The organism is Kribbella sindirgiensis (assembly GCF_004331435.1).
Classification (GTDB): Bacteria; Actinomycetota; Actinomycetes; order Propionibacteriales; family Kribbellaceae; genus Kribbella; species Kribbella sindirgiensis.
The window spans coordinates 689,880-712,885 of the sequence record NZ_SJKA01000001.1; the positions used below are offsets into that span (position 1 = coordinate 689,880).

23 protein-coding genes are annotated in these 23,006 nt (G+C 68.7%); 13 read left to right on the forward strand and 10 right to left on the reverse strand.

The annotated features are described in order from the left end of the window. The first annotated feature begins 4 nt into the window (after positions 1-4). The gene (locus E0H50_RS03515; protein WP_131284594.1) at positions 5-787 is read left to right on the forward strand and encodes a sugar phosphate isomerase/epimerase family protein; all 783 of its coding nucleotides are present in this window, start codon (positions 5-7) and stop codon (positions 785-787) included. Here the strand turns inward: E0H50_RS03515 and E0H50_RS03520 are convergent. Continuing rightward, positions 754-1,314 (reverse strand): TetR/AcrR family transcriptional regulator, encoded by a 561-nt coding sequence (locus E0H50_RS03520; protein ID WP_131284596.1) that lies wholly within the window; start codon positions 1,312-1,314, stop codon positions 754-756. The genes E0H50_RS03515 and E0H50_RS03520 overlap by 34 nt on opposite strands. Before the next feature lie 86 nt (positions 1,315-1,400). On the opposite strand from E0H50_RS03520, the gene E0H50_RS03525 reads away from it, so the two are divergent. Beyond that, the gene (locus E0H50_RS03525) at positions 1,401-2,543 is read left to right on the forward strand and encodes an FAD-dependent oxidoreductase (protein ID WP_131284598.1); all 1,143 of its coding nucleotides are present in this window, start codon (positions 1,401-1,403) and stop codon (positions 2,541-2,543) included. Here the strand turns inward: E0H50_RS03525 and E0H50_RS03530 are convergent. Beyond that, positions 2,540-3,538 carry a LacI family DNA-binding transcriptional regulator gene (locus E0H50_RS03530; RefSeq protein ID WP_131284600.1) on the reverse strand — a complete coding sequence of 333 codons (999 nt, stop codon included), beginning with the start codon at positions 3,536-3,538 and terminating at the stop codon, positions 2,540-2,542. The genes E0H50_RS03525 and E0H50_RS03530 overlap by 4 nt on opposite strands. A gap of 119 nt (positions 3,539-3,657) precedes the next feature. Between E0H50_RS03530 and arfA the strand changes: the two genes are divergently transcribed. Genes arfA through E0H50_RS03555 form a run of 5 tightly spaced genes read left to right on the forward strand, consistent with a single transcriptional unit; the run spans position 3,658 to position 10,060 of the window. Then, positions 3,658-5,145 (forward strand): arabinosylfuranosidase ArfA, encoded by a 1,488-nt coding sequence (gene arfA, locus E0H50_RS03535; protein WP_131284602.1) that lies wholly within the window; start codon positions 3,658-3,660, stop codon positions 5,143-5,145. Between the two features lie 18 nt (positions 5,146-5,163). Continuing rightward, positions 5,164-7,374, forward strand: coding sequence for a family 43 glycosylhydrolase (locus E0H50_RS03540; protein WP_238150748.1), 2,211 nt, complete (start codon positions 5,164-5,166; stop codon positions 7,372-7,374). After that, a complete protein-coding gene (locus tag E0H50_RS03545) occupies positions 7,375-8,244 on the forward strand; it encodes a glycoside hydrolase family 43 protein (RefSeq protein ID WP_131284604.1) in 870 nt (289 codons plus the stop codon). A gap of 56 nt (positions 8,245-8,300) precedes the next feature. After that, entirely contained in the window at positions 8,301-9,197 is an 897-nt protein-coding gene (locus E0H50_RS03550) for a hypothetical protein (protein WP_131284606.1), read from the forward strand. A gap of 2 nt (positions 9,198-9,199) precedes the next feature. Continuing rightward, a complete protein-coding gene (locus E0H50_RS03555) occupies positions 9,200-10,060 on the forward strand; it encodes a hypothetical protein (RefSeq protein ID WP_131284608.1) in 861 nt (286 codons plus the stop codon). A gap of 63 nt (positions 10,061-10,123) precedes the next feature. Here E0H50_RS03555 and pdxR read toward each other — a convergent pair whose 3' ends face one another. Beyond that, on the reverse strand, positions 10,124-11,410 hold the full coding sequence (gene pdxR, locus E0H50_RS03560; RefSeq protein WP_238150749.1) for a MocR-like pyridoxine biosynthesis transcription factor PdxR: 1,287 nt from the start codon (positions 11,408-11,410) through the stop codon (positions 10,124-10,126). A 17-nt stretch (positions 11,411-11,427) separates the two neighbouring features. Here pdxR and sigJ point away from each other — a divergent pair, with 17 nt between their 5' ends. The 3 genes from sigJ (at position 11,428) to E0H50_RS03575 (ending at position 14,377) form a co-directional block, all read left to right on the forward strand. Then, complete coding sequence (gene sigJ, locus E0H50_RS03565; RefSeq protein ID WP_131284610.1) at positions 11,428-12,372, forward strand: RNA polymerase sigma factor SigJ; 945 nt, start codon at positions 11,428-11,430, stop codon at positions 12,370-12,372. A gap of 82 nt (positions 12,373-12,454) precedes the next feature. Continuing rightward, entirely contained in the window at positions 12,455-13,639 is a 1,185-nt protein-coding gene (locus E0H50_RS03570; protein WP_131284612.1) for an NAD(P)/FAD-dependent oxidoreductase, read from the forward strand. Between the two features lie 57 nt (positions 13,640-13,696). After that, on the forward strand, positions 13,697-14,377 hold the full coding sequence (locus E0H50_RS03575) for a pyridoxamine 5'-phosphate oxidase family protein (protein WP_131284614.1): 681 nt from the start codon (positions 13,697-13,699) through the stop codon (positions 14,375-14,377). Positions 14,378-14,797: 420 nt separating this feature from the next. Here E0H50_RS03575 and E0H50_RS03580 read toward each other — a convergent pair whose 3' ends face one another. From E0H50_RS03580 to E0H50_RS03600, 5 genes are all read right to left on the reverse strand, one after another. Beyond that, a complete protein-coding gene (locus E0H50_RS03580; protein WP_131284616.1) occupies positions 14,798-15,610 on the reverse strand; it encodes an ABC transporter permease in 813 nt (270 codons plus the stop codon). Further along, positions 15,607-16,548, reverse strand: coding sequence for an ATP-binding cassette domain-containing protein (locus E0H50_RS03585; protein ID WP_131284617.1), 942 nt, complete (start codon positions 16,546-16,548; stop codon positions 15,607-15,609). Before E0H50_RS03585 ends, E0H50_RS03580 begins: the two co-directional genes overlap by 4 nt. A gap of 135 nt (positions 16,549-16,683) precedes the next feature. Beyond that, positions 16,684-17,208, reverse strand: coding sequence for an EXLDI protein (locus tag E0H50_RS03590; RefSeq protein WP_131284619.1), 525 nt, complete (start codon positions 17,206-17,208; stop codon positions 16,684-16,686). A gap of 120 nt (positions 17,209-17,328) precedes the next feature. Continuing rightward, positions 17,329-17,937 (reverse strand): hypothetical protein, encoded by a 609-nt coding sequence (locus E0H50_RS03595; RefSeq protein ID WP_131284620.1) that lies wholly within the window; start codon positions 17,935-17,937, stop codon positions 17,329-17,331. 19 nt (positions 17,938-17,956) lie between these two features. After that, entirely contained in the window at positions 17,957-18,550 is a 594-nt protein-coding gene (locus tag E0H50_RS03600) for a PQ-loop domain-containing transporter (protein WP_131284622.1), read from the reverse strand. Between the two features lie 81 nt (positions 18,551-18,631). On the opposite strand from E0H50_RS03600, the gene E0H50_RS03605 reads away from it, so the two are divergent. Beyond that, positions 18,632-19,078: an Lrp/AsnC family transcriptional regulator gene (locus E0H50_RS03605; RefSeq protein ID WP_131284624.1), complete on the forward strand. Its 447-nt coding sequence runs from the start codon at positions 18,632-18,634 to the stop codon at positions 19,076-19,078. Between the two features lie 148 nt (positions 19,079-19,226). On the opposite strand, the gene E0H50_RS03610 is transcribed toward E0H50_RS03605, so the two are convergent. Further along, the gene (locus E0H50_RS03610) at positions 19,227-19,487 is read right to left on the reverse strand and encodes a cell division protein CrgA (protein WP_131284626.1); all 261 of its coding nucleotides are present in this window, start codon (positions 19,485-19,487) and stop codon (positions 19,227-19,229) included. A 101-nt stretch (positions 19,488-19,588) separates the two neighbouring features. Between E0H50_RS03610 and E0H50_RS03615 the strand changes: the two genes are divergently transcribed. Continuing rightward, complete coding sequence (locus E0H50_RS03615) at positions 19,589-20,359, forward strand: DUF881 domain-containing protein (RefSeq protein ID WP_131284628.1); 771 nt, start codon at positions 19,589-19,591, stop codon at positions 20,357-20,359. An 8-nt stretch (positions 20,360-20,367) separates the two neighbouring features. After that, complete coding sequence (locus tag E0H50_RS03620; protein ID WP_131284630.1) at positions 20,368-20,985, forward strand: aminodeoxychorismate/anthranilate synthase component II; 618 nt, start codon at positions 20,368-20,370, stop codon at positions 20,983-20,985. A 51-nt stretch (positions 20,986-21,036) separates the two neighbouring features. Here the strand turns inward: E0H50_RS03620 and pknB are convergent, their stop codons facing one another. Further along, entirely contained in the window at positions 21,037-22,887 is a 1,851-nt protein-coding gene (pknB, locus tag E0H50_RS03625; RefSeq protein WP_131284632.1) for a Stk1 family PASTA domain-containing Ser/Thr kinase, read from the reverse strand. Positions 22,888-23,006: the final 119 nt, after the last annotated feature.

Consider the following 23,006-nt stretch of genomic DNA (forward strand, 5'->3'; position numbering starts at 1 on the left):
TCTTATGCGCTTAGGTTTCGCCACCCTCGGTTGTCCCGGAGCTGCACTCGACGACGTCCTGGAACTTGCCCAGGGCAACAACTTCACCGGTCTGGAGCTGCGGGCCGCGCCGGACGAGTTCACGAACACCGGTCTGTCGGCCACGCAGCGCCGTGAGCTGCGGACCCGGATCGAGGACGCCGGCCTGGAGATCTTCGCGGTGAGCAGCTACGTGAAGCTCTGTGCGGTCGAGGAGCAGCCGCTCGAGGGGCACCTCGAACTCGCCGCGGACCTCGGCGCCCGCGGCGTCCGTGTCTTTCCCGGCGACGATCCCGCCGACGGTACGCCGGACGGCCCGAGTGCCGGTGAGATCCGCGCGCTCGATCGCGTGACGACCGCACCGAAGGACGTCCCGATCCTGCTGGAGACCCACGACTCGCACTCGACCGCCCGGCAGGTCGCCGCGTTCTGTGCGCTGCTCGACACCGACGTCCCCGGCCACAACGTGAAGGCGCTCTGGGACACGTCGCACACCTGGTCGCACGGCGAGACGCTGCCCGAGGCGTACGCCCTGCTGCGGCCGTGGCTCGAGTTGGTCCAGTTCAAGCAGGCCGACTCGCAGCAGGACTACCGCCCGGTCGCGATCGACGCCGGCGACTTCCCGATCGACGAGCTGCTGACAGTGCTCGACGGCACCGACTACCCGCTCTCACTCGAGTGGGAGCTCAAGTGGCACCCGCAACTGCCGTCGCTGGCTGAGACGCTGCCGGCTGTTCACACGTGGCTGGGATCCGGCGCGGTCAAGTAACGCGTGATGGTCGGACCCAGCCACGCGACCGCGCGGTCTGTGGACAGGGTCGCGATCGGCTCGAACACGAGGATGTAGCGGCACAGCGCGAACCCGAGCGCCTGCGTGGCGATCAGCCCCGCCCGTACGGCCGGCTGGTCCACCGCGGCGCGCTCGAACGCGGGCGTGAGCTGCCCGATGAACACCTGGCGCATGCGCTCGGCGGCGCTCTCGTTGGTCACGGCCGTCCGGAGCAGTACGCGGAGTGTGTCGTCCTCCTCCCACCGCTCGACCAGGTGCCGGACCAGGACCTCTCCCGCCTGCTCGCGCGGTACGCCGCTCAGATCCGGCAGCCGTACGTCGAACTCCGCTGCCGCCGCGAACAGCTTCTCCTTGCTGCCGTAGTACCGCATCACCATCGCCGGGTCGATCGCCGCGTCCGCCGCGATCGCCCGGATCGTCGCCCGCTCGTACCCGTCCGCGCCGAACCGCTCCCGCGCCGCCGCGAGGATCGCCGCCCGGGTCCGATCGGACTTCTTCTCCGCCATACCCAGAGCATATGCCAACACTTGTTGACTTTTCGAGTCGACCGCTCTAGCGTAAAAGTCAACAGGCGTTGACAAGAGGAGCGACGATGATTCCGGAGCAGGCAGAGGTTGTGGTGGTGGGTGCGGGTCCGGTCGGGCTCGCGGTGGCGGTCGGGCTGCGGCTGCAGGGGCACGACGTGGTGGTTGTCGACCAGCAGGCCGCCGGGGCGAACACGTCGCGGGCCTGTGTAATCCACCCGCGGACGCTGGAGGTGCTGGAGCAACTCGGCGTCACGAAGCGGCTCGTCGACCTCGGCCTGGAGCTCGAGGACTTCGCGATCCGCGCCGGCGACCGGCGGCTGATCCCGGTCGGCTTCGCGGACCTTCCGACCGAGTACCCGTTCGTGACGATGATCCCCCAGCCGGTCACCGAGCAGGTGCTGCTCGAACGCCTCGAGGAGCTCGGCGGCTCGGTACTCCGTCCGTACGCCGCGACCGGCCTGACCCAGACCGCTGACGGCGCCGAGGTCACGCTCGACAGCGGCGACGTGATCAAGACGCAGTACGTCGTGGCCGCCGACGGCATGAACAGCACGATCCGCGAACTGGCAGGCCTCCGGATGCCGGGGAACACGCTGCAGATCTCGTGCAGCCTGGTCGACGTCCGGGTGGACGGCGGCCTACCGGTCGACGAGGTCGCGCTGTACTTCGCCTCGGCCGGACTGCTCGTGGTGGCGCCGTTGCCGGACGGGAGCTTTCGGCTGGTCGCGGAGATGCCCGACGCACCGGAGCACCCCGATATTGCCTACGCGCAGCGGTTGCTGGCCGATCGCGGGCCGCGAGAGGCGCACCCGAAGGTCACCGAGGTCGTGTGGGGTTCGCGGTTCCGGATCCACGAGCGGGTGGCTGACAAGTACCGCGCGGGCCGCGTGCTGCTCGCCGGCGACGCCGCCCACACGCACAGCCCGGCCGGTGGGCAGGGCATGAACCTCGGGCTGCGCGACGCGGTCACGCTGGCGGACGCGCTGTCGACCGCGCTGGCCGGCGACGACACCGGCCTCGACGCGTACGCCGAGAACAGCCGGGAGGAAGCCGTTCGGGTGATCGGCCTGGCCCACCGCCTGACCCGGCTCGCGAACGTACCGCGCGCCATCCGCCCGGTGCGCAACGCCGTACTCACCCTGGTCGGCCGCGTCAGCAAGACCCAGAACGGTCTCGCGAAGCAACTAGCCGGCTTCCCGGAGCGCTAGCCGCCGGTCGACTCGCGGATTTCCAGGGTGTACGGGACGGTGAGGTCGCGGTGGGTGGAGCCGCCGTTTCCGGCGATGCGGTCGAGGAGGAGGGCGACCGCGTTGTCGGCCAGCCACTCCTTGTCCGGTGAGACCGTGGTCAGCGACGGCGAGTGGTAGCGACCGTCCTCGATGTCGTCGAAACCCACCACGGCGACATCGTCCGGCACCCGCAGGCCCGCGTCGGCCAGCGTCCGGAGCGCGCCCAGGGCGAGTAGATCGTTGAAGCAGAACACCGCGTCCGGCGGCTCCGGCAGCGCGAGCAACTCTCGCATCGACGCGGCTCCGTCGAGCCGGTGGTACCCGGTCCCGGCGAGCTCGAGCACAGGATCGTGCGCCATACCGGCCGCCTTGAGCGCCTTCCGGTACCCCTTCCGCCGGACCGCGCCGGTACCTGTCCCGCCGACGCCGATCGCCGCGATCCGGTGCCGGCCCAGTGAGATCAAATGCGTGGTGGCGTCGTACGACGCCTGCACCGAGTCGACTGCGACGCGATCGAACTGACCGCCGGCCGGTCGTTCACCGAGCAGGACCAGCGGCTTCCCGGTGTCCGCCGAGGTGAGCTTGGCCGGGGCGGTGGCGAGCGGGGAGAAGATGATGCCGTCGATCAACTGGCCGCGCATGCCGTCCAGGACGAACCGCTCGGCGGCGGACTCGCCCTCGGTCTGGTCGATCAGCACGGTGATGCCGCGCCGCTTGGCGGCCCGGCTGATCGCCGCTCCGAGCTCGGCGAAGTACGGCGAACCCATCTCCGGGATGGCCAGGGCGATGAAGTCCGAGCGGCCCTTGCGCAGCGACCGGGCGCTGACGTTCGGCTTGTAGTCCAGGGCGGCGATCGCGGCCTCGACCTTGGCCCGGGTGCGCGCGGTGATGTGCGGATAGTCGTTGATCACGTTCGAGACGGTCTTCACCGACACACCGGCCCGCGCGGCCACGTCACTGAGCCTGGTCGCCATCGGAGAACCTCCTGTCGCCGTCCCGTCGCCCGAGTGTGCCATTGCTCAGCCCTTTACACCGATTGTCAATCGTTGTAGACATCCACGTTAAACGTTGTAAACCGTCCCCGGGAGGGATCGTGGCGCGACTGGTGGTGGATCCGGCGTTCGTGGTCGGTGGGCTGGACCGCCGGCTGTTCGGCTCGTTCGTCGAGCACATGGGGCGCTGCGTCTACACCGGGATCTACGAGCCGGGACATCCCACCGCCGACGCGGACGGGTTCCGGCAGGATGTGCTCGCGCTGGTGCGGGAGCTGGGCGTGACCGCGATCCGCTACCCCGGCGGCAACTTCGTCTCGAACTACGACTGGGAGGACGGCGTCGGCCCGAAGGACGAGCGGCCGCGGCGGCTCGACCTGGCCTGGCGGGCGATCGAGCCGAACCAGTTCGGCACCGACGAGTTCGTCGCCTGGTCGCGCAAGGCCGGCGTACAGCCCATCTGGGCGGTCAATCTCGGTACCCGCGGGATCCGCGAGGCCGTCGACCTGCTGGAGTACTGCAACCTGCCGGCCGGCACTTCGCTCGGCGACCGCCGGGTCGCGAACGGCAGCCCGGAGCCGCACGACATCCGGATCTGGTGCCTGGGCAACGAGATGGACGGCCCCTGGCAGATCGGCCACAAGACCGCCGAGGAGTACGCGCGGCTCGCCGAGGAGACCGCGAACGCGATGCGCCGCGTGGATCCCGGCCTCGAACTGGTCGCCTGCGGATCGAGCAACGCCGGGATGCCGACGTTCGGCGACTGGGAGCGCACCGTCCTCGAGCGCACCTACGACCTGGTCGACCACATCAGCCTGCACGCGTACTACGAGCCGCGCGACGGCGACCAGGCGAGTTTCCTGGCGGCCGCCGAGGAGATGGACCGGATGATCTCCGCGGTGATCGCGACCGCCGACCACGTGAAGGCGCTCAAGCGCAGCGACAAGGAACTGACGCTGTCCTTCGACGAGTGGAACGTCTGGTACCAGCAGAACTTCCCGGGCGAGCTCGGCCTGCCGATCCGTGAGGTCGGTCCGCTGATCGAGGACACCTACACGGTCGACGACGCGGTGGTGGTCGGCAGCCTGCTGATCACGCTCCTGCGGCACGCCGACCGGGTGAAGATCGCTTGCCTCGCGCAACTGGTGAACGTGATCGGCCCGATCCGCACCGAGCCCGGCGGGCACGCGTGGCGGCAGACGATCTTCTACCCGTTCGCCCTGACCGCGCGGTACGCCGGTCCGACCGTACTGCGGACCGCGATCACCGGAGGCCCCGAGCTCGACACCGCCGCCTTCGGCCGCATCCCGGCCCTGTGGAGCACAGCGACGTACGACGAGAACACCGGGGAGACCGCGATCTTCGTGGTGAACCGGAGCGAGACCGACAAGATCGACCTGGAAATCCCGGTGACCGGGCACGTGGCCCGGCACCTTGCCCTGTACGACGAGGACCGCTCGGCCGTGAACACGGCGGACGATCCGGACCGGGTCCAGCCCCGGACCGTCGACGCCACCGAGGTCGTCGACGGTGTCTGTCGTGCCACGCTGCCGCCCGCATCGTGGCACCTGATCCAGCTCAGCAGTTGATCGAGAGGGGACCCGCCCGTGCCTTCGAAACGACTCCTTGCCGCAGTCCTGACGGTGGTCGCCGTCGCGGCCGGTACGTCGGCCGCGACCGCCGCACCTGTGGTGACAACGACCAATGCCATCAGTTCCAGCTTCGCCGACACCTTCGCCGACCCGTCGATCATCCAGGGCCGTGACGGCTACTGGTACGCGTACGCCACCTCCGACCCGTTGGTGGCCAACGGTCCGTTCGGCCTGATGCACATGGCCCGGACCAAGGACTTCAGCTCCTGGGAGTACCTCGGCACGGTGTTCAACGACGAGACCAAGCCGGCCTGGGCCGCGCCGGGATCCTTCTTCTGGGCGCCGGACATCCGGTACTTCGACGGTCAATACGTCATGTATTTCACCGTCACCGACACCGCGGCCAACCCCGGTGGCGATCCCGCGATCGGTGTGGCCACAGCCCCGACCCCAGCGGGACCGTGGACCGCTACCGGCGGCCCGGTCGTCGCCCCGAAACCGGACGGCAACGGCGGCTACTTCGGCACCATCGACCCGGCGATGCTGACCGCCGCGGACGGCAAGCGGTACCTGTACTACGGCGGCTTCTACGGCGGCATCTCCGTCACCGAACTGAGCGCCGACGGTATGCACGCGGTCGGTGAGCCGACCCAGGTCACGATCGGCGACCGCTACGAGGGCTCGTACGTCGTGTATCGCGACGGCTGGTACTACTTCATGGGCTCGTCGATGAACTGCTGCGCCGGCCCGACCACCGGATACTCGGTGTTCGCCGGCCGCTCGCGCTCTCCCCGCGGTCCGTTCCTGGATGCCGACGGTGCCGCGCTGACCGGCTCCCGGGTCGGCGGCACGACGGTCATCACGCAGAACGGCAACAAGTGGATCGGTCCCGGTCATCACGCGTTCATCACCGACGCGGCCGGTCAGGACCACATCGTCTACCACGCGATCGATCGCGGGACGCCGTGGCTGACGAACCCGTTCGGGATCAACCGGCGGCCGATGCTGATCGACAAGATCGACTGGATCAACGGCTGGCCCCGGACCCGCGCCGGCGCCGGCCCGTCCGAGGGCCCGGTCCCCGCACCGACCACCGGATCGTCGCTCGGCATCGACTCCACGGACCCGGCCGCTGGTCTCCAGGGCGCCACCAAGCAACCAGGTGATTCTCTCGGCGGCCCCACAGCCACCATCAACGGCGCAGCCCGAACCCGCGCGGCCGCCCCCGCCGGTTCCCTTCGCGTAGAAGCGGATGTTCGGCTGGGCACGTCCTTCACCACGGTTCTCGGCAATCAGGTGGTGGCGACGGTCGCGAACAATCGCGTGACGCTGACAGTCGGCCGACGTACGGCGTCCGCGAATCTGCCCGCCGACTTCGACCGCACGCAGTGGAACAAGCTGTCCGTCCAGGTGTCCGGATCGTCCGTGACGGCACGACTGAACGACGCGGGCCTCGGAGACGTCTACGCAGAGGCGCAGGTGACTGTGCCCGGGTTGAAGCTCGGGTCGGCGCCGGTGGGGTGGTTCGGATCGGCCGAGGTGGACAACCTCACGGTGCGCCCGGTAGCGCGGCCGGTGACGAGGTTGGCCGACGTACCGCGGACCGGGGACCTCTTGAGCGGTGACGACTTCAACGGGCCGCTCGGTGCGGACTGGTCGTGGGTTCGTCAGGACGCCAAGGCGACAGTTGCCGACGGCAAGCTGTCGTGGCCGTTGGAGAACGCCGACATGACCGGCTCGTCGAACAACGCCGGGCTGCTGTTCCACACGGCACCGGCCGGGAAGAGCTGGATCGCCGAGACCAAGCTGCACCTCGACACCGGGCAAGGCGACGTCCGCAACTACCAGCAGGCCGGCATGATCGCGTACCTGAACGACAGCGACTTCGCCCGGCTCGGCAGCGTGGCGATCTGGAAGACCCGCCAGACGGAGTACGGGCGGGAGCTCGTGGCACGGCCGTCGGACGGCGCGACGTCGTACGGCGCGGCGGCGATCGGGCGGTCGGCGCCGACACTGTGGATGCGGCTCGCGTACCACCAGAACGCCGCCGGTGAGCATGTCTACCAGGCCGGTACGTCGGTGGACGGGAAGAACTGGACCTGGGGCGCGTCCTGGGTGCTGCCGTCCGCGGCTCGCATCGGTCTCTATGCACACGGTGAGTTCACCGGTGCGAACCCGCCGCCGGTCGCCACCTTCGACTACCTGAAGTTCTACGAAAGCAAGTGAATGAAGGTCTACGACGGCAGCTTCGCCGATCCGCAGATCATTGCGGTAGGCAACGAGTACTACGCCTTCGCGACGAACGGGCCGCTGGGCAATGTGCAGACGCTGACCTCCCGCGACCTCGTGTCGTGGGAGGCGGTCGGCGACGCGTTGCCGTCGTTACCGGGCTGGACGGCGCCCGGCAGGGTGTGGGCGCCGGAGGTCGCCGTGCACGCACCCGACCGGTACGTCATGTACTACACGTCCCGCGACGTCGTCGCCGATCGGCAGGCGGTCGGCGTCGCGGTGGCGTCCACCCCCACTGGTCCATATGTCGACAAATCGATGAAGCCGCTGGTCAGCCAGGCCGGCGAGGGCGGCTCGATCGACGCGTCACCGTTCCAGGACTCGACCGGCCGGCGCTGGCTGTACTGGAAGAACGACGGCAACGCGATCGACGTCGACACCTGGATCTACGTCTCCGAACTCTCCGCTGACGGTCTGACGCTGACCGGTCCGGTGCATCGACTGATCAAGCAGGATCTGCCCTGGGAGGGCAACCTGGTCGAGGCGCCGTACATGGTCGAACGGAACGGGAAGTTCCATCTGTTCTACTCCGGCAACGCGTTCGACAAGGCGACGTACGCCGTCGGCCACGCGCTGTGCGAGTCGCCGATCGGCCCGTGCGTGAAGACCGGCGACCCGATCCTGAAGTCGAGCCCGGACGCCGCTGGGCCCGGACACAACATGGTCCTCGGCGACTGGTTCGTCTACCACGCGTGGGACCCTGCACAGGTCGGCACCGACCCGAAGGGCCGCACGATGTGGCTGTCCCGGCTGACCTGGGACGGCGACCGCCCGGTCGTCGAGCAACCGCGCCCCGGGAATCCATAACTTGTCCGGTCCCTCCTGCATCAAGGTCTGTGGAAGACCGAGATCCGGGAGAGATGATGAAACGACGCAACACCTTTGCCTGTTTGGCCGGGACGGTCGCGCTGACCGCGGCGGCCTTCGTACCGGCAGCTCACGCCGCACCGCAGGCCGCGACCGAGGCCTGCACCGTGGGGCTCGGGGCGGTCGACGCCGCCGGCGCCCAGACCTCGACCGGCGTGACCGCCGGCACGCCGCCGACGATGAAGGGGCCCGTAGCGGTCGACGAGCCTGTCTTCCCACCCGGCAAGGTCCGGTTGAGTTCCGTGTGGGAGGTCGAACCCAACGTCGCCGGCTTCGACCGGTCCGGCTACGTCGTGCAGGGCGATGCGCTGTACCGCTATTTCTACAACCGCAATGTCGGCGAGGACATCGTCAAGCGGATCGGCGGCGGCTGGTCGAACTTCACCGCGTTCGAGGTCGCCCACTTCGAGGACCCCAAAACCCATGTCTCGCACTTCATGGCGTACGGGCTGCGCAGCGACGGCACGCTGTTCCGCTGGAACGGCGGGTTCGGCAGGGCCGCCCAGTCGGCGCCCGGGTTCTCGTCGGTGAAGTCGATGGCGCTGATCAGCAAGACGCCGACGTACGACACCTTCCTCGCGAACACCCGCGGCGGTGCCCTCTACACGATCCGGATCCCGATCACGTCGCCGCTGAAGCCGATCGTGACACGGGTGCGGACGAGCACCTGGCAGGGTTTCGAGGCGCTGGTCGCGGACAAGTGCGGCAACTACGGAACGCTGCTGCTCGGCATCGACAAGGACACCAAGAGCGGCTACTTGTACGCCGTCGGCCACGCGAACGGCACGGCCACGGTGATCAACGCCCTCGGCAAGGTCAACAAGCCCATGCCGGATGCCCCCTACTACCGCTGGGGCGTCGTCTTCTACCTCGATCCGCTGAACGGCGACTGACAATGAAGCGCTGGGCAGTGCTGCCGGCTGCGGTGTTGGTGCTCGCCAGTGCAGGTGTCGATCCGGCGAACGCGACCGGCACGACCGCACAGCGAGAGTCGGCAACCTGTGACGTCGCGCTGAGTTCCTTCGGCCCTGAGGGCGACCCGACGACCGGTCTCGGCCCGGTCCGGTTGGCGTCGACCTCGACCCAGGTGCCGAACGGGTACGGTCTGGACGTCGCCGGCTGGGCGATCTCGGGCGACAAGGCCTACAACTGGTACTACTCGCTCACCAACGAGGCCGAGATCGATCCGGGCCTGCCGCGCGGCTCCCAGCCCGTCGGTTCCGGGTGGTCGACGTACAAGGCGCTGGAGGTGTCGCAGTTCGCGGCGAAGGGTGCGACCGCACGCAACACGGCGTACGGACTGGCCGGCGACGGGACGCTGCGGCGGTGGAGCTTCGACGTCGACATCCCGCACCGGTTCAAGGCGACCGGGTCGGCGCCGGGGTTCGCCGCGGTGAAGTCGATGGCGTTGATCAGCAAGACCGCGACGTACGACACCTTCCTGGCCAACACCCGCGGCGGCGCCCTCTACACGATTCGTATCCCGGTCGGCTCGCCGATGAAGCCGGTCGTGAGGCCGGTCCGGACCCGTACGTGGCAAGGGTTCGAGAAGCTCGTCGCGACCAAGTGCGGCCAGTACGGCACGTTCCTGGTCGGAATCGACTTCGACACCCGGACCGCGTATCAGTACGCCGTCGGTCACACCAACGGCACGGCCACGGTGATCAACGGCCTCGGCCGCCGTAGTGGCACGTTCCCGCCGCGTGCGTACTTCCGGTGGGCCACCAGTCCCTACGAGCCGCTCAACGGCGACTGAGGATTTCGGTCAGGATCGTCAGGGCTCGGTGCAGGTCGGACGTCGACGGTGTCGCGTAGCCGATCACGAGCCCTGGCGGTCCCGGCACGCTCCGGCGGTACTCGGACAGCGGCGCGACCACGACGCCGGCCTCACGGGCCGCGGCCGCGATCCGTAGGTCGTCGGCGTCGTCGGGCAGGAGCAGCGTGATGTGCAGCCCTGCGTCCTGGCCGACGACCTGGCCGTACGGCGACAGCACCGCGCAGGTGTGGGTACGCCGGTCCGCGTACAGCCGGCGTCCGCGGCGGACGGCCTGGTCGAGGTACCGTCGCGGAGCATGGCGAGCATCGCGGCCTGCATCGGCCAGCCGGGCCAGTCGCCCGAGTTCTCCCGGAACGTGGCGAGCCGATCGACCATCGCCTCGGATGCGACCAGCCAGCCGAGGCGGAGCGCGGGACTCAGCGTCTTCGACAGTGTCCCGAGGTGGACGACCCGCTCCAGGTCCAGCTGGGCGAGCGCGGGCAGCGGCGCGACGTCGTACCGGAATTCGCTGTCGTAGTCGTCCTCGATCAGCAGGCTCCCGGTGCGGCGTGCCCAGCGGACCAGCTCGTTGCGGCGGGCAACGGGCAGCCGGCCGCCGAGCGGGTACTGGTGCGACGGGGTGACATAAACAGCGGATGCGTCCGTCAGCGCGTCGACCCGCAGCCCGTCCTCGTCGACCGGGACGTCGACGATCTCGAGCCGGTGATCGCGGGCGGCGACGACCGCGTTCAGGTAGCCGGGGTCCTCGATGGCGATCCGGTCGCCGGGTTGCCGCGTGACCGTGAGCAGCAGCCGCAACCCGTGGACAGTGCCGTTCGTGACGAGGACGTTCTCCGGGCCGCAGGCGATTCCGCGGACCCGGGCGACGTGGTCCGCGAGGGCCGCCCGCAGCGCGGGAAGCCCGGCCGCGTCGTCGTACCCGCCCGGCGGTGACTGGGTGGAAACCTCACGCCATGCCCGCCGCCAGCCCGGGTCGGGCGTCGGGGAGATGTACGGGATGCCGGGACGCAGCGTCAGGAGCTTCGCGTCGGCATCGGGCCGATGCTGTGTACGTCGTCGTACGGCGGGCTGCAACGGGACGACGTCGGTGACGAAGGTGCCGGCGCCGGTCCGCCCTTCGATCCAGCCCTCGGCATGCAGTTGGTCGTACGCCGCCTGCGTCACGGACCGCGAGACGCCGAGCTCCCGCGCGAGGTCGCGCGTCGACGGCAGCCGATGACCGGCCTGGAGCCGACCGTCCAGCACGGCCGCCCGGAACTGTTCCGCGAGCTGCAGGTGCAACGGCAGTCCGGCGTCCCGGTCGATCGTCAGCGGCAGCGAAGTCTGCACCTTATTAGGATCGCAGTATGACGATGACCGCGGAGGACGTGTCCCGGTTCGAGGGATCCAGGGGCCGGCTCGAGGCCATCGCGTACCGTCTGCTCGGCTCGGCGAGCGAGGCCGAGGACGCCGTCCAGGAGACGTTCCTGCGCTGGCAGGCCACGGATATCGCCCGGATCGAGGTCCCCGAGGCGTGGCTGACGAAGGTGCTCACCAACCTCTGCCTCAACCAGCTCGCCTCCGCCCGCGCGCGGCGCGAGACGTACGTCGGCCAGTGGCTGCCCGAGCCGCTGCTCGACGGCGACCCCATGCTCGGCCCGGCGGACACCGCGGAGCAGCGCGAGTCGGTGTCGTACGCCGTACTCACGCTGATGGAGCGCCTGTCGCCGAACGAGCGGGCGGTCTACGTCCTGCGGGAGGCGTTCGACTACCCGCACCGGGAGATCGCCGAGATCCTCGAGATCAGCGAATCCTCCAGCCAGCAGATCTTCCGGCGGGCCAAGCAGCACCTCGCAGACGGCCGCGCGCGGACCGAGGTCGACGAGGCCACGGCGCGGCGGATCGTGGACGAGTTCCTCGCCGCGGCGATCAGCGGGCAGACCGATTCGATCGTGCGGCTGCTGACCGCCGACGCCGTCTCGGTCGGCGACGGCGGCGGCAAGGTCCCGGCCCGGACCACCGCGGTCGAGGGCGCGCTCGCGGTCGCCCGCTTCCTGCGCGGCCTGTTCAAACCGTCCGAGGCGAAGCGCGTGTACGTCGGCGGTACGGCGGACATCTACGCCTGGCCGGCCAACAGCGAACCCGCGCTCGTGGTGGTCGCGAACGGCGAGGTCATCGGTGTCATGTGCCTCGAGGTCGGCGCCGACGGCGTGACCGCCGTACGCACCCAGGCGAACCCGGACAAGCTGGCCCGCGCGACCGAGCTGTTCGCCGCCTCCGATCACGGGGAGCCGCTGACAACCATTCTGTGACCTGCTTCACATCGCCGACCTGTCATGAAACGCCGGCCTACCCGGTTCAAGGGTGGACACCGCATCAGACAGGAGTACGAATATGAAGCACCGCATCGTAGTTCTCGGCGCCGGGTACTCCGGAGCCGTCGCCGCCGGCCGTCTCGCCGCCCGGCTGCACCGCGACGAGGTCAGCATCACGGTCGTGAACGCCGAGACCGACTTCGTCGAGCGGGTCCGGATGCACGAGGTGGCCACCGGGCGGGACCTGAAACTGCGTCCGTTCGAGCAGATCTACGCCGGGACCGGGATCGACCTGAAGTTCGCGAAGGTCACCGGGGTGGACGTCGACCGCAAGACGGTCGCGCTCGACTCGGCTGAGCTGGATTCGGAGGGGCTGGAGTACGACACCCTCGTGTACGCGCTCGGCAGCCGCTGGAACCCGCAGGGCGTTCCGGGTGTCGCGGAGCACGCCTACGAGATCGCAAGTCGCCCTGGTGCGCTTCGGCTGCGTGAGCGCCTGGCGTCGTTGACCGCCGGACAGACCGTGACGGTTGTCGGCGGAGGCCTCACCGGCGTCGAGTTCGTGACCGAGCTCGCCGAGTCGCGGCCGGATCTCCACGTCGCGTTCGCCGTCCGCGGTGAGCTGGGCGACTGGCTGTCGCCCAAGGGACGCCGGCACCTTCGGAAGGTGGTCGACCGGCTCGGCATCACCGTGCACGAGAACGCCGCGGTGACGCGCGTCGACGCGGACCAGCTGACGACTGCCGACGGCAGCACGATCCCGGCCGCGGTCACGGTGTGGACGGCCGGGTTCGCCGTGAACCCGATCGTGCAGGCGACCGCGCTGGAGGCCACCGACACCGGGCGGATCGTTGTCGACGGCACCATGCGGTCCGTCTCGCACCCGGACGTCTACGCCATCGGCGACGCGGCGTACGCGATGGGCTCGAAGAACAAGCCGCTGCGGATGTCCTGCGCCTCGGGTCAGCCGATGGCGTGGCAGGCCGCAGACTCCATCGCGGCCCGGTTGACCGGCGGCAAGCTCCCGCACGCGCCGCTGTTCTACTTCAACCAGTGCATCTCGCTGGGGCGCAAGGACGGGCTGGTCCAGTACGTCACCACGGACGACCGCGCGGTCAACGCGGCGCTGACGGGCCGGGTGGCCGCCGTCTACAAGGAGTTCATCTGCAAGGGCGCCGCCTGGAGTGTGGAAAACCCGATGGTGGGCATGCCGACCCGCCGCCGCCACGTGACTCAGACCGCGCCGCTGGTCGCAGTGGACTAGCTGATTCGAGCCGGAATGGCCCGTGCCGCCAGTCCACTCGCGGGTGAACCTAGTTACATGACCACTACGCCGTTGCAGCCGACCGCCCGGACCTCGTTGCGTCGCTCGAAGGAACGTGCCGCCACCGAGCGGCAGGTGCTGTACGACGTACTGCTCGACGGCATGTTCTGCCACCTCGGCGTCGTGGTCGACGGCGATCCGCTCGTCCTGCCGACGGCGTACGGCGTGGATCTGGACCGTGGACCGGACGGGGAGCTGTACCTGCACGGCTCGGTCGCGGCCAGGAGCGTGGTCGCGGCCCCGCAGCAGACCGTGTGCGTGACCGTCACGCACACCGACGGCCTGGTACTGGCCCGGTCCGCGTTCCACCACTCGGTCAACTACCGGTCCGCGGTCATCTTCGGCGTACCACGGCTGATCACCGATCCGGACGAGAAGCTGCACGCTCTCAACCGGATCGTCGACCACCTCGTCCCCGGCCGGTCGGCCGCCGTACGCCCGCCGAACCGCAAGGAGCTGGCGAAGACGTCGGTCCTGGCGCTCTCCCTCACCGAGGCCTCGGTGAAGACCCGCTCCGGACCTGCCAACGACGACGAGGAGGACCTCGACCTGCCCTACTGGACAGGCGTGGTCCCCCTCCAAGTCGTCGCCGGCGCCCCGCAGAACAACCCCGACTGCGACCTGCTGGTCCCCGCCCACGTCCGCACCCGCGCGAACGTCCTGGGCGCACCCGCCTAGTGTCCCGCCCTCGGAGTTCCCGCCAGAAGTCCTGAGTGGGTTGATGGTCCGCTCGGAAATGAGGGTGGAGGCGTTGTGGGGAGTCCAACTGTCCCGATTTGGGCAGTAGCACTCCCCGGTCGGCGTCGAGAGTCTCCCCAAACCGGTTTGGGGAGACCGCAGGACGAACCGTGGTCATTGACCACCACGTGGGACCGTGCACCCCCTACGGGGGCTTTGAACAGTAAATAACCTGTTCAAAGCCCCCACCGCCCGCGCCAACCCCCCACTCCAGGCCAGCGCCACGCTGACGGCTCCGCGCAGTCCCTTCGCCAACCACGCCGACCCAGCCCTGGCCATCTTTGAGAACCTGCCAACCATCTTCGAGCCGCCCAGATGGTTGATGGGCGCTCAAAGATGACCCTGGGCAGTAGCGTTGTGCTAGGCCACGGTCCCCTTGTTGTAGCTGGACTGGGCCCAGAAATATCCGATCACCGCGATCGCGAGACACCAGCCACCGGCGAGCCAGCCGCTGCTGCTGTCCATCGGCGTACCCAGCAGGAGATGGCGCAGGCTGTCGATGATCGGGGTGAACGGCTGGTACTCGGCGAACCAGCGGATGCCGCTCGGCATCGCCTCCAGCGGGATGAACGTGTTGCTCAGGAACGGCAGCAGCAGGCTGATCGGCAGGACGACGTTGCTCGCGCCCTCCGGCGTCTTACTGGTCAGCCCCAGCGCGATAGCGAACCAGGTCAGGCCGATGGTCAGTCCGATCAGCAGGACGGCCGCCAGCAGCCAGTCCCCCACCGACGCGTTCGGGCGGAACCCGATCAGGACCGCGAAGCCGACCACCAGGGCCAGGCTGACGATCGTCACGATCACGTTGCCCAGCACGTGTCCGGTGAGCACGGCCGGCCGGAAGATCGCCATCGTCCGGAACCTGGAGACGATGCCCTCCGACATGTCCATACAGACCGCGACCGCGGGCGACATCGTCCCGGACGCGATCGACATCAGCAGGATGCCCGGGGTCAGGAAGTCGATGTAGTCGAACCCTCCCGCGCCGCCGCCGAGCCCGGCCGAGAAGGTGTCGCCGAAGACCAGACCGAACAGCAGGATCATGATCACCGGCATCCCGAGGGCGCCGAGCGACAGGCCGGGGTACCGCTGGGCGTGCCGCAGGTTGCGGCGCAGCATGGTGCCGATGTCGGCCATCGGGCGGATCGTCGTGGTGGTCGTGGTGGTGGTACTCATGCGGACACCTCTTCGGACTTGGGCTGACCGGTGACGGCGAAGAACACGTCGTCGAGGTCGGGAGTGTGGACAGTCAGTTCGTCGACCTCGAGCGAGGCGTCGTCGATGCGGGCCAGCAGGTCGCGTAGCGCGTGCACGCTGCCGTCGTTCGGCACCTGCAGGACCAGTGCTTCGTGGTTCGGTACGGCGGTCGGCAGCACCTGGCCCGCGAGCGTGAACTCCTCCGGCGAGGTGAACCGCAGCCGGATGTGCCCGCCCGGAGCGAGCCGCTTGAGTTCTTCCGCCGTACCCTGGGCGACCAGGCGCCCGTGGTCGAGGACGGCGATCCGGTCGGCGAGCTGATCGGCCTCCTCCAGGTACTGCGTGGTGAGCAGGACCGTGACGCCTCCGGCGACCAGTTCGCGGATCAGCGTCCACATGCTGTGCCGGCTGCGCGGGTCGAGGCCGGTGGTCGGTTCGTCCAGGAAGATGATCCGGGGCCGTCCGACCAGCGTCATGGCCAGGTCGAGCCGGCGCTTCATGCCGCCCGAGTACGTCGATGCGAGCTTCTTGCCGGCCTCCGCCAGGTCGAACTGCTCGAGCAGTTCGTCCGCCCGGCGGCGGGCCTCCTGCTTGCCGAGGTGGTGCAGATCGGCCATCAGGATCAGGTTCTCGCGGCCGGTCATCAGGCCGTCGACCGCGGAGAACTGACCGGTGACGCCGATCGCGGCACGCACTGCCTCGGGCGACTGGTGCAGGTCGTGGCCGGCCACCCGGATCTCGCCGGCGTCGGCGGCGACCAGCGTGGACAGGATGTGTACCGCGGTGGTCTTGCCGGCGCCGTTGGGGCCGAGCAGGGAGAAGATGGTGCCTTCGGCAACGTTCAGGTCGATGCCGTCGAGAACGAGTTTCTCGCCGTAGGACTTGCGCAGTCCGCGGACGTCGATCGCTGCTGACATGAGGGATCCTTGGGGTTTTCGGGCAGGGTGAACCTGACCCGGGGTGGTTGACGGGTCTGCTGGAGGAGGATTTGGGCGTGCCTCACCGGCCGAGCGGCCGGCTGCCGGCGCGCGCGGTGGTGGTGCGTGGTTCAGTTAGATGTCGAGGTCCTCGACCGCGGGCTGATCAGCGGCCTCCTCGACGAGTTGATAGAGGTCGTCCGGGATCAGGGCGCGGAGTTCCTCGACCGTGTCCACGACGTGCAGCGTGGCCTCGCCCTGCGCCATGCTCCAGGACTGGTCCGAGCTCCAGTTGCCGACCCAGGAACGCCACCCGGTCAGATAGCGCTCGTCGTCGGCGTTCTGCTTGAACTGGCTGCGGCGGTCTGCGTGCAGGACGAACTTCCCGGTCCGGCTGCGGTAGACCTTGAAGGCCTCGTACCCGGAACTGCTCGACCGGCCGCCTTCCGCGAGCAGTACGCCGGAGAATCGTTGCTTGCGGCCGGTGCCCCGGCCCACCCGCACGGTGATCTCGTCGTACCCCTCGAACCGGCCTTCCTCCATCTCGACGTACTTGCGCAGTGCGATCGAGATCGCCGAGGACAGGTTCCCGGCCAGCTCCTGGGCCCGCTTGTACAGCGGCAGGTCGTCGTCGGACACGTAGATCGTCTTGTTCGGCATCGCTTGTCTCCTCCTACGTAGAACTATACGCACATGTGTGCGCGGATGTCTACGTATAGCTCTACGTAGAAGTGGAGACGGCCGCGACGGGGTTCCGTCGCGGCCGCCTCGGGTGGCTGACTACCTCGGTGAGTACAGCCAGGGGTGCTCGAGGTCGTAGAACGCCGGCGGGCCGGAGGCGAGACTGTTCATCTCGTCCATCTCCGCCTGCAGTTCCGGCGGCACCTCTTTCCGCTCGCCTTCGCGGGCCTCGGCCTCGGAGGTGAAGTACATCGCCATCGTGTACTCGCCGCCGCCGTACATGGCGACCTCACTTCCGAGGACATCGGGCCGGAACGCGGCCCATTCGTCCCGGTGCTGACCCATCAGCTCACGCGCGCGCTCCGGGTCGCTGCCGGCGCCCTGCATCACCTGGACGAAACCGGCGGCGTCCGGGTCGCCGTGCGTGTCGATCACCACGTCCTCCGTGTCGTGGAAGGTGGCCCCGTCGCTGAGCAGCGACGAGAACTCGTGCCACCACTTGTCCTGCGCCGGGCTGTCGCTGTTCCGCCGTGCAGCGTCGGCGGAGTCGAAACGAGCCAGCGCGATGAACTTGCCGTCCGACGTGACCCCGGCCGTGGTCCCCAGCCAGCCGGACGCCTCGGGCGCCAGTTCCTCCATCCACCGATCCATCGCCGCATGCGCCTGCTCGGCGTCGGTGACCTTCCCCTGAATGACCTGAACGAACATGTGAGACCCTCCCCGTCTCTCAGGCCGCTAGTCGGCATTTCGAAAGTACGCCTGCCTGCCGCGCCCGGGCCAGCATCAGCAGACTCGCGAGCACCCCGGTGGCCCCGAGCGTCACCAGGCGTACGTCGCCCTTCCACAGACCGAACACGAACCAGCAGGCCAGCTCCCCGAACACCAGCCGCCAGGTACCGACCGAGATCCCTGTGGGCCGATCGGTCCGGTACGCCGTCCACAACGACGGCGTCACCTGGATGATGGAGGCCGCGGCGAGCAGCGAGCCCAACCCGACCCGCCCGCCGACCACGGCAGCCACCATCAGCAGAACGGCCCACCCGGCGATCCACCCAATAGCGCGGCGGTTCAGCGCACCGCGGCGTACCAGCAGGACCGAGACAGTGCCGGCCAGTACGGCTGCGGCCGTCGACGGGAGGCTCGCGGTCCAGTAGCCGGAAGCCATGAAGTAGGCGAACCAGGCCGCGTTGTTGATGCTCGTCAGTGTCGCCCAGGACCACGAGACGCCTGCCGTGTCGCCCGTTCGGCGGAGCTTGAAGATCTGCGGGAGGTACTGCGGGATGCCGAAGCAGGCGGCGGTGATGGGCAGGAAGTCGAGCATGGCGCAAGATTACTGCTGAAACCGGGACGGATTCTTGCAACCTCATGCTCAACGGCGGTGGATACGGATAGGATCTTTGCCGTGGATGCCATTGATCGCAAGATTCTTGCTGTGCTCCAGGAAGACGGCCGGCTGACGGTCACTGAGCTCGCGCAGCGGGTCGGGCTGAGTGCGGCGCCGTGTCATCGGCGGTTGCGGGAGCTCGAGCGGGCCGGGGTGATTCGCGGATACCGCGCGGTGGTCGACGGGGCGGCGGTCGGGCACGGGTTCGAGGTGCTGCTCTCGGTGACGATGGACCGAGAGGAGTCGGTCGCCGGCTTCGAAGCCGGCCTGGCCGAGATCGCCGAGGTGGTGCAGGCGGAACGGCTGTTCGGAGAGCCGGACTACTTCGTCAGAGTCGTCACCGCGGACATCGCCGCCTTCCAGAAGTTGCGCGACGAACGGCTGGCGCGACTCCCCGGCGTCCAGCGCCTCACATCCACCATCGTCATGAAGAAGGTCGTGGACAACCGCCCACTCCCGACATGAACGGTGTGGAAACTGGCCCCCTCAAACCTGAGTTATCCACAGATTTGAACGAGTTTCCGTCGCTTTCAGTGGAGAAGTGCACCTCGAGCTGGGGATAACTTCGCCGAATCGGTGTGCACAACTGGGGATACGGATGTGGATAACTTGGTCAGACCCACTGGGTGGAGACGACGAAGCCGACTGCGATCAGGCCCATGCCGATCAGTAGGTTCCAGTTGTTGAGGTCCTTCATCACCGGGATGTCCTGGCCGGCCACGTAGAAGACGACCAGCCAGGCGAGTCCGAGGAGCCAGCAGGCCAGCATCAGCGGCGCGACCCACACGCGACTGCTGGTACGTGGCTTCTTCGGGGTCTTCTCGGCCTTGACCTTCTCGGTCTTCTTCTTGTTGCGACTGCTCGACTCGGGCACGACTGAACTCCTTGTAAGGACGCATAAGCTGACCGCAGCAGGACCATGTTTCGGGTCCGGTCCGGGTTAGCGTAGTGCAGAGAGCAATATGGAGATCACGGGTGCGTAGGTTGAGGCGGATTTCGCTGTGGCGCGCGGGTGCGCCGCTGGCGTTGCTGTGCGCCGGACTGCTGTTCGCGACCAGCGCCACCAACGCCCGGGGCACCGACCTCAGGCCCAGCCGTAACACTACGCTCGCGGGCCTCGTCGAGGAACAGAGCCGGCGCAGCGCCAGCCTGGTCCGGCAGCACGCGGCGCTCACCCAGGACATCGAGAAGCTCCAGGCGCAGCAGGGGTCGATCGACCCGGTGCTGTCCAAGCAGCTCAAGGACCTGTCCGACGCGGTCGGCACCACGCCGGTCACCGGGCCGGGGCTAACCGTGACGCTGAAGGACGCGCCGTCCCAGGTCGTCAAGGACAACCCGGATGTCGACGCCGACTGGCTGGTGATCCACCAGCAGGACATCCAGGCAGTGGTGAACGCGCTCTGGGCCGGCGGCGCGGACGCGATCTCGATCCAGAACCACCGCGTCATCTCGACGACCGGGATCAAGTGCGTCGGCAACTCCGTCGTACTGCACGGCGTTCCGTACCTCCCGCCGTACAAGATCACCGCGATCGGGGACCGGCGGAAGCTGCAGAAGGCGCTCGACGACTCGCAGTACATCGAGAACCTGCAGGACTACGTGGTGAAGTTCCAGCTCGGGTACGACGTGAAGAACGAGTCGTCGATCGCGATGCCGGCGTACGAGGGCACCCTGGACCTGCAGAGCGCGACGGTTCCGGGCTTCCCGCGGACTCCCTCGACAAGCCCGACCGCCAGCGGGCGATAATGGACCGCATGCCGCGGATCCTTGTCGTCGACAACTACGACTCCTTCGTCTACAACCTGGTGCAGTACCTGCAGCAACTGCAGGCCGACACCACCGTCCTGCGCAACGACGAGGTCACCCCTGACGAGGCCGCCGAGTACGACGGCGTTCTGCTCTCCCCCGGCCCTGGTACGCCGGAAGAGGCCGGTGCCTGCGTCGACATCGTGAAGGAGAAGGGCCGCGAGGTCCCGATCTTCGGAGTGTGCCTCGGCCTGCAGGCGATCGGCGTCGCGTACGGCGGGGTTGTGGGCCGTGCGGACGAGCTGCTGCACGGGAAGACCAGCCAGGTGTTCCACGAGGGCGCCGGCGTCCTGTCCGGGCTGCCGTCGCCGTTCACCGCGACCCGGTACCACTCGCTGGCGATCGCGCAGGACACCGTGCCCGACGAGCTCCAGGTGACCGCACGGACCGAGGCCGGCGTGATCATGGCGGCCCGGCACCGGGACTTCCCGGTCGAGGGCGTGCAGTTCCACCCGGAGTCGGTGCTGACCGAGGGCGGCCACCGGATGCTCGCGAACTGGCTCGAGATCTGCGGCGACCCGGACGCGGTCGCCCGCTCGGTCGGCCTGGCGCCGGTCGTCAGCTGATCCGTAGAACGGAAGAACCCCCGGAGCGAGTGCTCCGGGGGTTCCGTCGTCTCAGCCGCCTGGGATCGTGATCGGCGGTGTCGTCGGGTCGCTCGACGGGGTTTCCGACGGCGTCGTCGAGGACGGCGGCGGGGTCGGCTGCTCCTGGTGGTTGTTGATCGTCAGCGTGATCAGCGTGCCCTTCGGCGCCTTGGTGCCGCCCTTCACGCTCTGCTGGAGAACGGTCTGGTCCGGCGCGTCCGGATTGTCGGCCGAGGCGTACCCGACCCGGAAGCCGAGGTCCTTCAGCGTCTTCGTCGCGTCGTCCTGGGTCTGCGTGACGACGTTCGGTACGTCGACGTTCACGACGCCGTTGGACACGGTCAGGGTGAACTCGGTCCCGGACGCGTACGAGCCGTTCGGGTCCGGGCTGATCGCGATCACGGTGCCCTTCTTCTGATCGCTGTCCGCTTCCTTGACGTCGTCGTTGACCTTGAACTTGCCGCTGGACTCCTTGAGCGCCTGCTTCGCCTTCGACTCCGTCATACCGATCACGTTCGGCACCGGGAACGCGCTCCGGCCGGACGAGAACACCACGGTGACGGTCGAGCCCTGCTCGGCCTCGGTGCCCGGCGCCGGGGTCTGCCGGATGGCGGAACCGCGGCCGACCGTGTCGCTGGCCTCCGACGGTCCCTGCGCGAACTTCAGGCCCTGCGCGGACAGCAACGCCGTCGCGTCGGCGACGGACTTGCCGCTGACGTCCGGTACGGCGACCTTGGCCGGCGGTGTGGCCGTCGTACCGCCGCCGGCCTTGTTGTCGTCGTTCATGTTCGAGAACAGCGCGTACGCGCCGACCGCGACCGCGACGATCGCGAGGCCGAGCAGGAAGTAGGCCAGGCCGCGGTTGCGGCGGGACCGTGCGTCCTGCGCCTCGTCCAGGTCGTCGCCGCCGGGTGGCAGCAGGTCGTTCGCCGAGGTCTGGTGGTACTGCTGGGTCGCGGCCGTCGGCGCCACCGCGGTCGGCGCCATCGACCGGGTCTCCGCGACCGCCGCCATCGGAGCGGTCACCTGCTGGCCGGCCAGCACCCGGTGGATGTCGGCGCGCATCTCGGACGCGCTCTGGTACCGCTCCTCGCGGCTCTTCGCCAGCGCCTTCAGGACGACCGCGTCGACCTCCGGCGGGATGTCCGGGTCGAACGAGGACGGCGGCAGCGGCTGCTCCCGGACGTGCTGGTACGCCACCGACACCGGCGATTCGCCGACGAACGGCGGGCGTCCGGTGAGCAGTTCGTACAGCAGGCATCCGGTCGAGTACAGGTCGGAACGGGCATCCACGGTCTCGCCGCGGGCCTGTTCCGGGGACAGGTACTGCGCGGTGCCGATCACCGCCGCGGTCTGGGTCATCGTGGAGGACGTGTCGGCGACCGCGCGGGCGATGCCGAAGTCCATCACCTTGACCTGGCCCTGCGGGGTCAGCATCACGTTTCCGGGCTTGATATCGCGGTGCACGATGCCGGCCCGGTGGCTGTAGTCGAGCGCCTCGAGGACGCCGGAGGTGATCTCCAGCGCCCGCTCGGGCATGATCTTGCGACCCTCCCGGATCAGGTCCCGCAGCGTCTTACCGGTCACCAGCTCCATCACGATGTACGGAATGGTGACGCCGGAGCCGTTCGGGTCCGGCTCCTCGCCGGTGTCGTACACGGAGACGATCGTCGGGTGGTTCAGCGACGCGGCCGACTGGGCCTCGCGCCGGAACCGTGCCTGGAAGGTCGCGTCACTGGCCAGGTCGACCCGCAGCCGTTTGATCGCGACCGACCGGCCGAGCCGGTTGTCCACGCCTCTGCGCACCTCGGCCATGCCGCCGCGGCCGAGCGGTTCGCCTTCTTCGTACCGGCCGCCGACGAGACGTGCCTGCGATGTCATGACCTCAGCCTTCCAACCTGTCCGGAAACACACTCAACTTGCCCACGGTAGCGGCAGCCACACGCGGATCCCCGTTGGAAAGACGCTCTGTCATCGCATCATTCCGTATGGTGCTCATC

Excerpts from the sequence above, each read along its gene's own strand:
- E0H50_RS03515 (WP_131284594.1), top strand. The coding sequence starts at position 5 with ATGCGCTTAGGTTTCGCCACCCTCGGTTGTCCCGGAGCTGCACTCGAC.
- E0H50_RS03520 (WP_131284596.1), bottom strand. The coding sequence starts at position 1,314 with ATGGCGGAGAAGAAGTCCGATCGGACCCGGGCGGCGATCCTCGCGGCG.
- E0H50_RS03525 (WP_131284598.1), top strand. The coding sequence starts at position 1,401 with ATGATTCCGGAGCAGGCAGAGGTTGTGGTGGTGGGTGCGGGTCCGGTC.
- E0H50_RS03530 (WP_131284600.1), bottom strand. The coding sequence starts at position 3,538 with ATGGCGACCAGGCTCAGTGACGTGGCCGCGCGGGCCGGTGTGTCGGTG.
- E0H50_RS03545 (WP_131284604.1), top strand. The coding sequence starts at position 7,375 with ATGAAGGTCTACGACGGCAGCTTCGCCGATCCGCAGATCATTGCGGTA.
- E0H50_RS03550 (WP_131284606.1), top strand. The coding sequence starts at position 8,301 with ATGAAACGACGCAACACCTTTGCCTGTTTGGCCGGGACGGTCGCGCTG.
- E0H50_RS03555 (WP_131284608.1), top strand. The coding sequence starts at position 9,200 with ATGAAGCGCTGGGCAGTGCTGCCGGCTGCGGTGTTGGTGCTCGCCAGT.
- sigJ (WP_131284610.1), top strand. The coding sequence starts at position 11,428 with ATGACGATGACCGCGGAGGACGTGTCCCGGTTCGAGGGATCCAGGGGC.
- E0H50_RS03570 (WP_131284612.1), top strand. The coding sequence starts at position 12,455 with ATGAAGCACCGCATCGTAGTTCTCGGCGCCGGGTACTCCGGAGCCGTC.
- E0H50_RS03575 (WP_131284614.1), top strand. The coding sequence starts at position 13,697 with ATGACCACTACGCCGTTGCAGCCGACCGCCCGGACCTCGTTGCGTCGC.
- E0H50_RS03580 (WP_131284616.1), bottom strand. The coding sequence starts at position 15,610 with ATGAGTACCACCACCACGACCACCACGACGATCCGCCCGATGGCCGAC.
- E0H50_RS03585 (WP_131284617.1), bottom strand. The coding sequence starts at position 16,548 with ATGTCAGCAGCGATCGACGTCCGCGGACTGCGCAAGTCCTACGGCGAG.
- E0H50_RS03590 (WP_131284619.1), bottom strand. The coding sequence starts at position 17,208 with ATGCCGAACAAGACGATCTACGTGTCCGACGACGACCTGCCGCTGTAC.
- E0H50_RS03595 (WP_131284620.1), bottom strand. The coding sequence starts at position 17,937 with ATGTTCGTTCAGGTCATTCAGGGGAAGGTCACCGACGCCGAGCAGGCG.
- E0H50_RS03600 (WP_131284622.1), bottom strand. The coding sequence starts at position 18,550 with ATGCTCGACTTCCTGCCCATCACCGCCGCCTGCTTCGGCATCCCGCAG.
- E0H50_RS03620 (WP_131284630.1), top strand. The coding sequence starts at position 20,368 with ATGCCGCGGATCCTTGTCGTCGACAACTACGACTCCTTCGTCTACAAC.
- pknB (WP_131284632.1), bottom strand. The coding sequence starts at position 22,887 with ATGACATCGCAGGCACGTCTCGTCGGCGGCCGGTACGAAGAAGGCGAA.